This is a genomic window from Pseudomonas sp. RL_105y_Pfl2_101, assembly GCF_963970585.1.
Classification (GTDB): Bacteria; Pseudomonadota; Gammaproteobacteria; order Pseudomonadales; family Pseudomonadaceae; genus Aquipseudomonas.
In genome coordinates this window covers 246,592-259,964 of sequence record NZ_CAXAPG010000004.1, presented here as the reverse complement: position 1 = coordinate 259,964, position 13,373 = coordinate 246,592, and the positions used below count along the sequence as shown (strand labels likewise).

General features: G+C 56.4%; 9 protein-coding genes. 3 read left to right on the top strand and 6 right to left on the bottom strand.

The features are described 5' to 3' along the window. The first annotated feature begins 54 nt into the window (after positions 1 to 54). Entirely contained in the window at positions 55 to 1,701 is a 1,647-nt protein-coding gene (gene pgm, locus AACY31_RS07500; RefSeq protein WP_339482926.1) for a phosphoglucomutase (alpha-D-glucose-1,6-bisphosphate-dependent), read from the top strand. Positions 1,702 to 1,849: 148 nt separating this feature from the next. Here pgm and AACY31_RS07495 read toward each other — a convergent pair whose 3' ends face one another. After that, the gene (locus tag AACY31_RS07495; RefSeq protein WP_339482927.1) at positions 1,850 to 2,545 is read right to left on the bottom strand and encodes a pirin family protein; all 696 of its coding nucleotides are present in this window, start codon (positions 2,543 to 2,545) and stop codon (positions 1,850 to 1,852) included. Positions 2,546 to 2,783: 238 nt separating this feature from the next. Here AACY31_RS07495 and AACY31_RS07490 point away from each other — a divergent pair, with 238 nt between their 5' ends. Then, entirely contained in the window at positions 2,784 to 5,270 is a 2,487-nt protein-coding gene (locus AACY31_RS07490; RefSeq protein ID WP_339491891.1) for a UvrD-helicase domain-containing protein, read from the top strand. A gap of 234 nt (positions 5,271 to 5,504) precedes the next feature. Here AACY31_RS07490 and AACY31_RS07485 read toward each other — a convergent pair whose 3' ends face one another. Continuing rightward, positions 5,505 to 5,942 (bottom strand): Lrp/AsnC family transcriptional regulator, encoded by a 438-nt coding sequence (locus tag AACY31_RS07485; RefSeq protein ID WP_339482931.1) that lies wholly within the window; start codon positions 5,940 to 5,942, stop codon positions 5,505 to 5,507. A 133-nt stretch (positions 5,943 to 6,075) separates the two neighbouring features. Between AACY31_RS07485 and AACY31_RS07480 the strand changes: the two genes are divergently transcribed. Further along, the gene (locus tag AACY31_RS07480; RefSeq protein ID WP_339482933.1) at positions 6,076 to 6,969 is read left to right on the top strand and encodes a DMT family transporter; all 894 of its coding nucleotides are present in this window, start codon (positions 6,076 to 6,078) and stop codon (positions 6,967 to 6,969) included. Here AACY31_RS07480 and AACY31_RS07475 read toward each other — a convergent pair whose 3' ends face one another. The 4 genes from AACY31_RS07475 to AACY31_RS07460 form a co-directional block, all read right to left on the bottom strand. Continuing rightward, positions 6,970 to 8,187: a hypothetical protein gene (locus tag AACY31_RS07475; protein ID WP_339491889.1), complete on the bottom strand. Its 1,218-nt coding sequence runs from the start codon at positions 8,185 to 8,187 to the stop codon at positions 6,970 to 6,972. 85 nt (positions 8,188 to 8,272) lie between these two features. Beyond that, a complete protein-coding gene (locus tag AACY31_RS07470; RefSeq protein WP_339504257.1) occupies positions 8,273 to 10,075 on the bottom strand; it encodes a hypothetical protein in 1,803 nt (600 codons plus the stop codon). A 298-nt stretch (positions 10,076 to 10,373) separates the two neighbouring features. After that, a complete protein-coding gene (locus AACY31_RS07465) occupies positions 10,374 to 11,999 on the bottom strand; it encodes an NADP-dependent glyceraldehyde-3-phosphate dehydrogenase (protein WP_339482938.1) in 1,626 nt (541 codons plus the stop codon). Positions 12,000 to 12,282: 283 nt separating this feature from the next. After that, positions 12,283 to 13,200 carry an autotransporter outer membrane beta-barrel domain-containing protein gene (locus AACY31_RS07460; protein WP_339504254.1) on the bottom strand — a complete coding sequence of 306 codons (918 nt, stop codon included), beginning with the start codon at positions 13,198 to 13,200 and terminating at the stop codon, positions 12,283 to 12,285. Positions 13,201 to 13,373: the final 173 nt, after the last annotated feature.

Sequence of the window (13,373 nt, the reverse complement as noted above, 5' to 3'; positions counted from 1 at the left end):
AACTGTCAGTAAACTGCACTCCATCTATCGAGCCACTCCACTCAGAGGTTTTGCATGACAGTCAGTCCATTTGCGGGCCAGCCAGCACCGGCAGAGTTGTTGATCGATATCCCGCGACTGGTGACGGCCTATTACACCGGCCGACCCGATGCCTCGGTTGCAACCCAGCGCGTGGCTTTTGGTACCTCCGGGCACCGTGGCAGCTCCTTCGACCTGGGCTTCAACGAGTGGCACGTGTTGGCCATCAGTCAGGCGATCTGCCTGTACCGCGAAGCCCAGGGCATCAACGGGCCACTGTTCGTTGGTATCGACACCCACGCGCTGTCGACCCCGGCCGGTGCCAGCGCTCTGGAAGTATTCGCGGCCAACGGTGTCACCGTAATGATCGCCGAGGGCGATGAATACACCCCGACACCGGCGGTTTCCCACGCCATTCTCTGCTACAACCGTGGCCGCACCTCGAGCCTGGCGGACGGTATCGTCATCACGCCGTCCCACAACCCACCGCAAAGTGGCGGCTACAAGTACAACCCTACCAACGGTGGCCCGGCCGATACCCACATCACCAAATGGATCGAAGCCAAGGCCAACGAACTGCTGGCCAACCAGCTCGCCGGCGTTAAGCGCATCAGCTACGAGCAAGCCCTGAAGGCCGACACCACCCACCGTCACGACTACATCAACACCTACGTGGCGGACCTGATCAATGTCATCGATTTCGATGCCATCCGCGCCGCCGGGCTGCATTTGGGCGTCGACCCATTGGGTGGCGCAGGCGTGCGCTACTGGCCGGCCATTGCCGAGCAGTACCGCCTGGACCTGGAAGTGGTGAACACTCATGTGGATTCCACTTTCCGCTTCATGACCGTCGACTGGGACGGGCAGATCCGCATGGACCCGTCCTCCAGCCATGCGATGCAAGGGTTGATTGGCCTCAAGGATCGTTTCGACGTGGCCTTTGCCTGCGACCCGGACCATGACCGCCATGGCATCGTGACGCCGTCTGGCGGCCTGTTGGCGCCGAACAACTACCTGGCGGTGTCCATTGACTACCTGTTCCAGAATCGCCCGCAATGGCGTGCCGATGCCGCCGTGGGCAAGACGGTGGTCAGCAGCGGGCTGATCGATCGCGTGGCCAAGCGCTTGGGTCGCCGCCTCTATGAAGTGCCGGTGGGCTTCAAATGGTTTGCCGACGGCCTGTTCGATGGCTCGCTCGGTTTTGGCGGCGAAGAAAGTGCCGGTGCTTCGTTCCTGCGCAAGGACGGCGGCGTTTGGAGTACCGACAAGGATGGCCTGATCCCGGCGCTGTTGGCCGCTGAAATGACGGCACGCACCGGTCGCGACCCGAGCCAGGCGTACCGCGCGTTGACTGATGAGCTGGGCGAACCGTTCTCGGTACGCGTCGATGCCAAGGCCAGTCCACAACAGAAGGCGCTGTTGAGCAAGCTGTCGCCCGATCAGGTGGCCTCCACCGAACTGGCCGGGGAGAAGATCCAGAATATCCTCAGTCATGCCCCGGGCAATGACCAGGCCATTGGCGGCCTGAAGGTCATGACCGAAAACGGCTGGTTTGCGGCACGCCCGTCCGGGACCGAGGATATCTACAAGATCTACGCCGAAAGCTTCATTGGTGATGCACACCTCAAGCAACTGGTGGCTGAGGCGCAAACGTTGGTGGATGGGGCTATCACCAGCCAGTGACACCGTTGGCAAGCCTTGTCCTAATGTAGCCAGAGGACTATGTGGGAATTAAGGCTTGCCCGCGATCCAGGCGATGCAGTCTCTAAATCGAAGCCCGTTTCGCGAGCAAGCTTTGCTCCCCCGCAAGTTCCCCTCACCACAAGACCCATCAAGCGAGGTCGACGAGCACGATTTCGCTGTCTTCAATGGCGGTTACCCGCAATATCCGTTCATCTTCAATCGCAACACCGTCTCGAGCTTGTACGCGCAACCCATTGATTTCTATAAGCCCTGTGGCAGGCACAAGGTAAGCTCGACGTGCGGCGTCCAGCCTATACTCCGCACTTTCACCCGCCTTGAGATTGGCCGCTACCAGCCGTGCGTCGGCGCGAATGCGCAGGCTTTGGTCATCGCCGGCCTTGCCACTGGCCAAGGTCACGAAGCCTTCGCGCGAGTGCTTGGGAAACGGCTTGGCGCCCCATGACGGTGCCAGGCCTTCTTCGTTGGGGATGATCCATATCTGGAAGATGCGGGTGGCCGTCGATTCCAAGTTGTATTCGCTATGGGCAATTCCGGTGCCCGCACTCATGACCTGTACATCACCGGCCTGCGTACGGCCCTTGTTACCCAGATTGTCCTGGTGGCTGATCGCGCCTTCGCGCACATAGGTGATGATTTCCATGTCCCGGTGCGGGTGCTGGGGAAAACCACTACCGGGGGCGATGACATCATCGTTCCAGACCCGCAAGTTGCCCCAGTTCATGCGCCGTGAGTCGTAATACTCGGCGAACGAAAAATGGTGGCGGGCATCCAACCAGCCGTGGTTGGCGGCGCCCAAGGTGGCGAAGGGCCTGAGTTCGAGCATGTTCGTGTCCTTTTCCGCTGAGCAGCGAAAGCGATGGTTGATGGGGTTATTTTCGCCAAGGAAAACATCGATAAAAAGCGTAAAAAACGCGTCAAAGCTATTGTCTATTTAGATATAAAACCGTGAGCCAACTTTCACTTCATCGCCTAAACCCATGACTTAAAAGCTTTTGGGTGGAACCCGGCGGCAAATACAGACACCATAGCCGTCATGGTTCATGAACACCGGAGTCCCCAGCGTGACGCAACACACTCCCGATCTTCCCCCCGAACTTCTATCCCTGGCCCAGATGCCACTGTTCAAACGCCTGGCCGCCCGGTTCTTCGGCCATGGCCTGACACGCCTGCGAGCTCAGCATCGCGCCTCCTGGTTGCATGGCCAGGCCGACGGTTTTCGCAGCGGTCATACCGCTGGTTTTGACTACGGCTACAAGGAAGGCCGGGCCGAAGGGCTTGAGGAGGGCCGTCAGGTCCTGTTGATCCGTGATTCGCGCAGCACAGAGCATCCGGCACCGCAGGTCGATGATCTGCTGTTCGATGACTGGCGCCTGCCGCTGACCGCCGAGTTGAAGAAACGCATCAAGGCAGATGTCGCCCGATTGCTGCCGGCGCATGCACAACCGAGTGCTGCGCAATGGAAGATGATTTTCAGCGATACGCCCTCGACCTCGGTGGTCGCCGGGGCCGGGGCGGGCAAATCCACCACCCTGGTGCTGCGCATTGTGCTGTTGTCCCATTACCTGGGTTTTGAACTGGGCTCGATGACCGTGGTGACGTTCACCCGGGAGTCGCGCAAGGACTTCATCCAGAAACTGATCGAAGTGTTTGCCCTGTGGGGGCGAACCGTCAGCCTCAAGGAAGCCCGTGATTTGGTGCGGACATTCCATTCACGCATCTTGCCCATGGTCCGCAGCCTGCCCGGGTTCGAACGGCTCCAAGCCTTCGAGACCCTGAGTCACCGCGCCGAGGCGGGTGACGATGATGCCCAGGGCAACCCTTTTGACTTGCGCATCAACGACGCCCAGCGCCAGCAACTCAATGCCTGTTATTACAACCTTTACCAGTGTGACACGCGTTTCCGTGAGTTGATCCTGCCGTTGTCCCGCCACGCGCTGCAGCTCAAGGCGCTGGAGCGCGATCACCCGGATGTGCAAAAGCGCGTCGCCGTGACCGAGCTGGCAGCCCAGCGCGACGAAGCATTGTGCGACGCGGTTGAAGACCTGTGGTTGCGCGCCGGTGCCTGGCCGATCAAGGGTATCGAACCGAAACGACAAACGTTCGAAATCAATGGTTCGACCTTCCACTGCCATGGTTACGCGCCTTCCCTGGATGCCTGGGTGATGCTGGGGTTCGATCCACGGGAAGACGCCCGGCTCAGTCGTCCCAGCGCCAAGCTGAGCATCCGCGCGGAATGGGCCGTAAAACGCACATTGTTTCAAGCTTTCTGCCGTAAACCACTGATATGGCTGGAAAGTTATGACGCATCAAAACGTGTATTAGCATCATTGGCGGGCGACGCCAGCGCCGGGCCTGGGTTCGACTACAAGGTCAAGGGCGAGCTGGGCTCAGCGCCTCTACTGGACTGTTTTGTCGCGGCGGCGGGCTTTATCGAGAACCTGGGCCTGGACGTCCCGGATGCCGTGGGTCGGATGTCCTTTGCCCAGGATGACCCCGATCGGTATTTCTTCGAGGCACTGAGTCGCTACTGGCGGGCATTCGAAGACCATTTGCTCGACCAATCGCCGCCGGTCATGACCTACAACCGCATGTTCGCGCTGTTCAGCGAGCACTCGCCAGAAAATTTCAAGTTGTTGGGGGATGCGTTGCTCAGGCCGCTTTCGCACCTGATGATCGACGAATTCCAGGACGTGTCGCCGCAGATCGTCTCCTGGCTGCGCGCCAGTCTTCGGGAAATACGCAGCCGTGGTCCCGCGATGCACGTTGGCCGCGGCGCCCAGCGCTCTTCATTGTTGTGTGTAGGGGACGATTGGCAATCGATCTATGGCTGGCGCGGCAGTTCACCGAGCTATTTCATGGCATTCAACAAGCAATTCCCGTCGCCGACAACGACCCGGGTCATGCTCACAGACAACTACCGCAGCCACCAGCACATCATCGATGCGGCCGAGCATATTGTTCGCGCCGCTGCGGCTATCCCTGGTAAGAAGGCCAAGGCCAGTGGCGTGTCTCGCGCACCGATCCCGGTCAATGTGTTGGATCGAGACGACGAAGGGCTGGCGCGGCGACTGGATGAGCATTACCGCAAGGGCGATTCGATCTTGATGCTGTATCGAAAAAGCAGCGATAAGATATTGATAGAAAAGTATATTCAGCCAACAGTTAATGTGGATTCTAGTTTGCCGTACGAGGCCCGGCGGCTCAGGCAAATGACTTACCACAGCGCCAAGGGGCTCCAGGCCGATGCAGTGTTCCTGCTCGGCGACTGCCAGCACCTGAGCAGTTCACCCTACAAGAACCAGGTCTATCGAATGGCGGGGTTGGGCCAGGACGGTGATGCCGCCCCTTACGACTCGGCGCAAAAGGACGAAATCCTGCGCCTGGCGTATGTGGGTATCACGCGTGCGGTGCAGCACTGTTACTGGTACGTCGATGGCCAGGACGGCCAGGCGACCAACGGGCCCAAGGCCTCGGATCGTATTGTCGGGGACAAGCCCTTTTTTGCTGATCATCGCCGGAGTGTGGCCAATGGCCGGCAAACAGCCTGAAACATGATGGCACCTTTGAATAAATGATCCACGCCTATGGCAAGGGATTGCATTACCAAGGTCGGCATGCGGTTGATCGGTCGATCACCGCGCGAAATTTTCGCCATACTCCCTTGATAACGTTCCCACCCGGCTGCCAGAGCCAGATCTGATCGCGCCCACTTGGCGGGCGCCAAGGAGTGCGTCACATTATGGCCCCAGTGGTATCCGCGGGCTCACCAAGGAGGCAAAGGCCTACGCCATCGGTGGCAAGCGCCGCTTGACGGGCGTCTTCTTGACGATGGCCGTATTGGTCTCGGCGTGGACATTGAGCTTATCCAGCAGGGTATCCAGCTGTTCCATCGAGCGCACGTGCAGGCGGGCGATGAAGCAGTCGTCGCCGGTCACCTTGTCGCATTCGGTGAATTGCGCGATGGCCTGGATCTGCCGTTCCACTTCCTGCAACTGCCCCGGCAGCGGGCGGATGCGCACGATGGCCTGGAGTTGATAGCCGAAGCACTTGGGGTCCACCTCGACGGTATAGCTCCTAAGCACGCCACGTTCTTCGAGTCGACGAAGGCGCTCGGCGACACTGGGGGAGGACAGGCCACTGAGGTTTGCCAGGGCCTTGAGGGAGCGTCGGGAGTCCTCCATCAGGGCGCTGATGAGGATCTGGTCAATGTCGTCTGTCATTTCAACTCCATTAGGCGAATGTGTGAAGTTGCCTTGATAAAAAAGGTGAAAGTCCAGTTTAGCCTTTTCCAAACCATGGAGAAGCCTCCCGTCGGCTCGGCATACTGTGCCTACTTGCTGATGGAGCCTGAAGATGGACAAGACCTTACGCCGCGGTTCGCTGGAAATGACTGCCGCCATGCTGATCTCCGGAACCATTGGTTGGTTCGTGCTGGTTTCCGGCCTGCCGGTGCTGGATGTGGTGTTCTGGCGCTGCGTGTTCGGCGCCGTGACCTTGCTGCTGATCTGCGCCGGTTTCGGCTTTTTGCGCCCCGGCATTCTCACCCGTACCACCTTCCTGCTGACGGTACTCAGCGGTGTGGCGATCGTCGGCAACTGGGTGTTGTTGTTTGCCTCTTATTCCCGCGCCTCGATTGCCATCGGCACGGCGGTGTACAACGTCCAGCCGTTCATGTTAGTGGGGCTGGCGGCGTTGTTCCTGGGGGAAAAAATCACCGCGCAGAAGCTGTTCTGGCTGGCGGTGTCGTTTCTCGGAATGCTGGCCATCGTCAGTGCCCATGGTGAGCAAGGGCAGGGCGGCGGCGACTATCTGCTGGGCATTGCCTTGGCGCTGGGGGCCGCATTGCTGTACGCCATCGCGGCGTTGATCATCAAGCGTCTGACCGGCACGCCGCCTCATCTGATCGCGCTGATCCAGGTCAGCACCGGCGTGTTGCTGTTGGCGCCCTGGGCGAACTTCTCGGCGTTGCCGCAGCAAACCGAAGCCTGGGCCAGCCTGCTGACCCTGGGCATGGTGCACACCGGCGTGATGTATGTGTTGCTGTACAGCGCCATACAACGCTTGCCGACTGCATTGACCGGTGCGTTGTCGTTCATCTATCCGATCGCGGCGATCTTCGTCGACTGGTTCGCCTTTGGCCATCGCCTGGAGCCGCTGCAATGGTTGGGCGTGGCGGCGATCCTGCTGGCGGCTGCCGGCATGCAACAGGGCTGGGCTCTGACGTTTCGGCGACCGGCTCCGCTGTAATCAGTCAGAACACTCGGTCAGTTTTTGTTTAATCGTGTCAATTTTTTCGACCCCTACACTATAAGTCGCATAGTAGTTTTGTGCTCCTTTGCTTTCGAATATCGCAGCTTTGGGGCTGCCGGTAACAAAGATGCCGCAGGACTCTAGCCATCCAGGGGCATGGCCGGTCTCTTCTGTTGTCATTGTCCATTTAGTGGAGCAGTTTTTTTTAAAAATCAGATAGATATCAACGCTTCTTTTTTCTGACATTCTGAATAGAGGTGTGGTGCTGATCTGTTCATCGCTTAAAAGCTCTTGGCAGTCCTGCTGTAAGGCGTTAATTTTATTTTGCCAATCGTTTTGATCCAGGTCCAGGCGCGCCGCTAATGTTGGTAAATACCAGTCAAGAAACTGAATCGGTGAATCATCGAAGCACTGGGGCAGCCTGGAGAATAAGGGCAGCGGCACGTGGTTCGGGATATATTGGAAATGCGCTGTATCTTGATCGCTGCTGCTTTCGAGTGGGTTTTGTACAATGAAGTCGCCCGGAATATTTTTTTGTGCCAAATATTCAATCATCTCGATAAAATACCTCGCCTTGTTTGATAGTTGTCCGGAGGCGCGCATGAGCTGTTCGTTTTTATAGACGATGTCGTTATATGATTTGAGCTGTTCAATTGGCGCTGGGTCGAACCCTATCGCACTGTCGTCGTGCGTGCGGCAGCGTATTAAGTTTATCTCTTGATTTTTTTCGTCGCGCCGATAGATTCTGAAGTCTGGGGTAATGATCCGTTGGTCCCTGAAGTATGGGCTTGTTGGCTCTTGCTCGATAAAGGGATCGCCATTAAGGGTGAGTGCTATGGGCGTAGAAGTGTAGAACTTTGAAATATTGATGTGGTCGGAAAATAGTCCGGCTTGGCGTTTTGGTTTCGCACTGTCGTCAATGCCAAGCGAGTCCAACATTCGTTTTCTTGACATCTGAAGTGTTCGCTCAGCGAAAGCCAAGGTCGTCGTGCGGCCTAGTAGATCTATCATGTAAGGAGAGTAGCCATCCTCGTCAGGCGTGGCAAGAGGCTGTGTCATTTTTTCAATGCTGCTAGGGCCACTTCCTCGCACGTCGTCAAGAATGACGATGCCTGTTTCTTTCTGTCGGTTCAACTGCGTTGAATGGGGCTGATCGGCTGGTTTGAGTGGAATAAAATCTACTATCGTCAGTCTGTAATTATTATTAAGTAGCATAAGAGTCTATTGCGGTGGAGTGACGATCAAGACGTCGGGCTTATATGAAGTTATATAGTTCTCTAATGCACTGCGCGGGTTGTTGTCAACCTTTTTGGCTATCGCCAATTGTGCGGTGAGCTACGAAGTGCTGCAGTATTCGTACTCTTTCTTCTCGGATTTGTTTCAGTTTTGGTGTGGTGGCTTCAGCATCGGTAATATTGTTAAGGTCTTCAATCATGTAATAAAGAAACAGGCAGAGCGTTTGGTGGGTTTCATCTGTTGTGGCCCTTGTAGGCAATTGCTCTGTATATTCTTTCGCTAGGGCGGCTCGGCTTTTATACAGCTCGATGGTGGCCTTTGACTGCATGGCTTCCGGTTGCTGTTCAATGTAATCGTTGTAGAAGATATGGATTTTTTGTGCTATATCGATGAGTCGGTCGGGTGTCAGGAGATCACGGGAAGGATTGATGTCGGATTTTATGCTTCCAAAGTCCCGTTCTAGTGGGGTAAGAAAGGCGCTCTTTGCTCTTTCTCTTAGTTCGGTGCGCGCGGGGAAAGCATCATTTTCCGAACAGTCTGGTTTGAGGGCTGCATTCTGGTCGTAGTTCATCATCGCCGGGACAATTCTAGATATTGTTTCTAGCGAGTAGTTGTCTCGTGTCAAAAGTGGGAGTTTGTCAGGAAGCTCTGGCAGATTCTCGTACGTATTGATCTGCTGATCGAACTGCGCACGATCTATGATAGTGGTGCCATCTATAGAAAATTTGGCAATTGTCAGGCTGTCGAGAGACTTGATTTTCGTTTCAGTGATCAGGCTCCGTACTTGGTCGTTAAGAATTTTTTTCTCGCTGGCTAGGTGCTCCATGAAAACGCCTGGCTCGACATTTTTGAAATCGCCTAGCACGAAGCGTTGCAATGGCGTAAGGTGTTCTTCTTGCGCTAATTCTTTCTTGCTGAGAAACGGTTTGCAGCGACCCACTGAATGGAATGTCATCAGCTCGGAACTTCTCGACTCATGTCCTTTTTCATCACTCGCTGAACGGTGATGTGGGATCATTTCGGTTCGAATACCGGTTTCCAGTGGAATGCCACCGGGGGTTTTTATGACCACATAACATGCACCGGGTACCCCACGGAATTCTCGCTCAAGGTTTTCCAGTGTTGGAAATTTCGTAGCGGCTTCGCTTTGGGTATATCGGATGGATTTTGTGGTGTCATAGGGAAAGGCGGCCAGGCACTGTTCGTCATTGGCTTCACAGGTGTTGCTTCTACGGGTGGTAATCAGTTTAAATTCTGCGTCATAGTTACTATTGTCGAAGTGGTACATCCACTCTCTATATTTGCCGTCACCTTTGCTGGGTGGGTTTTCCATGAATCGAAAGTTTGAGACGGCCGGTTCTTCACCAAGCTGGTAGGCAGCCCTGAAAATTTGAAGTGGCGTTAGCTTGGCGTCCAAGCAGCGATTATCTGCGATGCAGGGTTTTATATTTTGCGCGGCGAAGTCGAGCTTGCTGTAGTCGTCCTTTCGTATGGCATGCTCGGACATTTTTTCGTCATAGAACTTCTTGAATCTAGCATAGGTGGGGGTATCGACTTCAGTGACCGATATGCCAAAAACTGCCCACTCTTTCAATACTAATTCAAAGGGTGCTTTCAAGTCTTTATCGATGAGCGAGAGAAGGTTGGCTCGAATGCGCTCAATTGAGTTTGAATTGGATAGTTGTTTGTAGTTACCAACTTCTTGCGGAGCTAGATCATTGATGGCTTGAAATCTATTAGGCAAGGAGGAGGAATTGGTAAACCGCGCGAGAATGGTGTTTTTCAGGCTGGGGTTGGGATAGATTGTTTCTCTGATATCTGCGAAATTGCGTTCGTCAAGTGCTTTTTTAAAAAAGGGGGATAGCACTAATTTGGCGTTGCTCTGGTTGGTTGCCCTACGTAGTTCGCTCGATAATGTGTTGCAGGTGATTACAGCGGAAAGTTCTTCTTCAGAGGGAGGTGTTGGTACGCTTGATGCAAAAAAGATGCTGGGTATTTGTCATTCTTCATGGGTTGGGGCTTTTAATTGCGGTCACCATTTTAATAACATGGGTCGATTTGGCCAGCCTATTTTTATGTAGGAATATTCTTCGAAATCAAATATTTCATTCGTGGCGAAGGTTTGAATAGCCGAAATTTATCCGGCTATTGCACGATGGTGTTTGTCAAAATATATAATCAGTGGTCAGGAAGTTGGAATCCCGCTCTCGGATAATGTCGCTGATCAACGCCTTGTTGCTGTCCTGGAACTTGGTTGCCACCAGCGTGCGGATGGAAAAAGTACGTAGCGCATCGTGCACCGACAAGGTGCCCTCGGCCGAATTCTTCCGGCCATTGAACGGGAACGTGTCCGGGCCACGCTGGCATTGGGCGTTGATGTTGATGCGGCCGACCTGGTTGGCGAAGGTGTCCACCAGTTTGCCGACTTGTGCCGGGTTAGTGCCGAAGATGCTGAGTTGTTGGCCGAAGTCGGACTCCAGCACGTAATCGACCACGGTATTGAGGTCGCGGTACGGCACGATGGGCACGACTGGGCCGAACTGTTCTTCGTGGTAGACCCGCATCGCCGTGTTCACCGGGTACAGCACCGCCGGGTAGAAGAACGAGCTTCGTGATTCGCCCCCGTGGGCATTCTTCACTTCTGCACCCTTGGCGAGCGCATCGGCGACCAGCGCATGCAGGTAGCCGACTTTTCCCGTCTCGGGCAATGGCGTCAGTGCCACACCGTCTTCCCAAGGCATGCCAGGTTTGAGGCTGGCAAGCTTGGCGTTGAATTTCTCGATGAATGCCGGCGCCACATCTTCATGGACAAACAGGATTTTCAGCGCCGTGCAGCGTTGGCCGTTGAATGACAGCGAGCCGGTCAATGCCTCGCTGACCGCGTTGTCCAGGTCCACGTCCGGCAGCACCAGCCCGGGGTTTTTCGCATCCAGCCCCAGGGCGGCGCGCAAGCGGTGCGGGCGCGGGTGGAGTTTCTTCAGGTCACTGGCCGCCTTGTTGGTACCGATAAAGGCGAAGATGTCGATCTTGCCGCTGGCCATCAGCGCACTGACGGTTTCACGGCCGCTGCCGTAGATCACGTTGATCACGCCTGCCGGGAAGCTGTCGCGGAAGGCTTCGAGCAACGGCCGCACCAGCAGAACGCCGAGCTTGGCCGGCTTGAACACCACCGTGTTGCCCATGATCAAGGCCGGGATCAGTGTGGTGAAGGTTTCGTTCAGCGGATAGTTGTAAGGTCCCATGCACAAGGCCACGCCCAGGGGGACGCGGCGGATCTGCCCGAGGGTGTCCTGTTCCAGTTCGAAACGGCTGGAGCGGCGGTCCAGTTCCTTAAGGGCGTTGATGGTGTCGACGATGTAGTCGCAGGTGCGGTCGAATTCCTTCTGGGAATCCTTGAGGTTCTTGCCGATTTCCCACATCAGCAACTTGACCACGGCCTCGCGCTGCTCGCGCATGCGTGCCAGGAAGGTTTCCACATGGCGGATGCGCTCGACGACGCGCATCGTGGGCCACAGGCCCTGGCCGCGATCATAAGCCCGCACGGCAGCGTCCAGGGCGGTGAGGGCGGTCTCGGCGTCCAGCAACGGCGTGCTGCCGAGAATCACTTGCTCATCGCCCAGCTCACCCGCCAGGTAAACGGGGCTGCGGACGACGGCCAGTGGCCCTTGCCAGGTTTCCAGAACACCGTCGACCAGGTATTCGCGCTGTTCGATCCGGCCTTCGAGGCGGTAGGCGTCCGGGATGTCGGCGGCGCTGGGAAACAGATTGGCGAGGAAGGGGGCTTTGGTCATGTCGTTACTCCATCAATGAAATGAGCCAGGGGCAGACGGCTTGCAGGTATAAAACGCTTTTAGCGTTATACGCCTTAATGGAGGTGTTTTTTAAGTGGCGGCAGATTGCCTGCGCCAGGCTTATGTGGGCGCTGCCGAAGGCTGCGATCTTTTTGATCTTGATCTTGATCTTGATCTTTCGCTTGAGATTCAAGTGTCTGGGGAAAGATCGCAGCCTCGTTGCACTCGACAGCTCATGGCTCCTACATAGCTCCATGCGGGGGCATCGATTACAGCGTCGGCGTCACCAGCGCATCTTGACTCCCATGCTGGTAATGATGCCGTTGAGATCGTTGTCGTCGACGTCACTGCTGTAGTCGGCGCTGAAATACAGGCTTACCGCCGGCGTGACCCGGGCCACCAGGCCCAGGCCGACTTCGACGGTGGAGGATTTTCGGCTGCTGCTGATCTTGTCGACCTTATCCAGGGACACGGTATCGGTGTTCTGCACGGTGTGCCATAGGTTGGTACGCACATAGGGCTCCATGCCGAGGCTGTTGACTCGGTAATTGCCTTTGAGTCGTGCACCGACACGGCCGCTCCAGCTGCTCAGTTCGTTGCCAGTGCCGCTTTCGGTATTCGGTGTATCGAGGCTGATGCGTTGATTGATCAGTTGGGCCTGGGGTTCGACGACCCAGTGGGTCCCGATGCCAATCGGAAAGCCACCTTCGACCGACAGCGTCACCGCATTGCCTTCGGTGGCCTGGCGCTGGCCTTGTTCGGTGCGGCTGTAGCCATTGACCCGGCCGCCGCTGGCGCTCAGGTCCACGTGCCAGCCTGCGGGGCCGGTCAGGCTCCAATATGCGCCAAGGCTCGAGCCTTTCAGGTTCAGGGCATCTTTGCCCGGTTCGGCCATCGCAGGTGTCACCAGCAGGCCGCTGCCTGTTGAAATAATCTGGTTCTGTCCACTGATCAGGCCCATACGCTGGGTATGGCCGCTGTCGTTTCGCAATGTGAACAAGGCGGGACTCTTGCCGGAGGCGGGGTCGCTGCCGATGGCTGCGGCAGTGAGGTTGCTGGACTGCGCTCGCCCATACCAGGGCTGCACTGCCTCTTCGCCAGGCCAGGCCTGTACTTCTATGGATGAAAGCAGTAACAACGAAGAGGAGAGGGTGTGGAAGGTGGCGGTGGAGATACCTTGTAGACGGAGGGAGGTTTTCATGGGGGCCTGCCTTGCAATCGCATGCGTTTCTCGCTTTTTGGCGTCTCTCCTACCCCGAATGAGGGGCGACCGAATGGATTGAGGCAAGCCTCTGGCGGCCCGTCTTTGGCGGGTTCCAGAGGCCTGCCCCTGACTGTATTTCCGGGGGTAGTACGGTGTAGTCAAGAAGACCG

Excerpts from the sequence above, each read along its gene's own strand:
- pgm (WP_339482926.1), top strand. The coding sequence starts at position 55 with ATGACAGTCAGTCCATTTGCGGGCCAGCCAGCACCGGCAGAGTTGTTG.
- AACY31_RS07495 (WP_339482927.1), bottom strand. The coding sequence starts at position 2,545 with ATGCTCGAACTCAGGCCCTTCGCCACCTTGGGCGCCGCCAACCACGGC.
- AACY31_RS07485 (WP_339482931.1), bottom strand. The coding sequence starts at position 5,942 with ATGACAGACGACATTGACCAGATCCTCATCAGCGCCCTGATGGAGGAC.
- AACY31_RS07480 (WP_339482933.1), top strand. The coding sequence starts at position 6,076 with ATGGACAAGACCTTACGCCGCGGTTCGCTGGAAATGACTGCCGCCATG.
- AACY31_RS07475 (WP_339491889.1), bottom strand. The coding sequence starts at position 8,187 with ATGCTACTTAATAATAATTACAGACTGACGATAGTAGATTTTATTCCA.
- AACY31_RS07465 (WP_339482938.1), bottom strand. The coding sequence starts at position 11,999 with ATGACCAAAGCCCCCTTCCTCGCCAATCTGTTTCCCAGCGCCGCCGAC.
- AACY31_RS07460 (WP_339504254.1), bottom strand. The coding sequence starts at position 13,200 with ATGAAAACCTCCCTCCGTCTACAAGGTATCTCCACCGCCACCTTCCAC.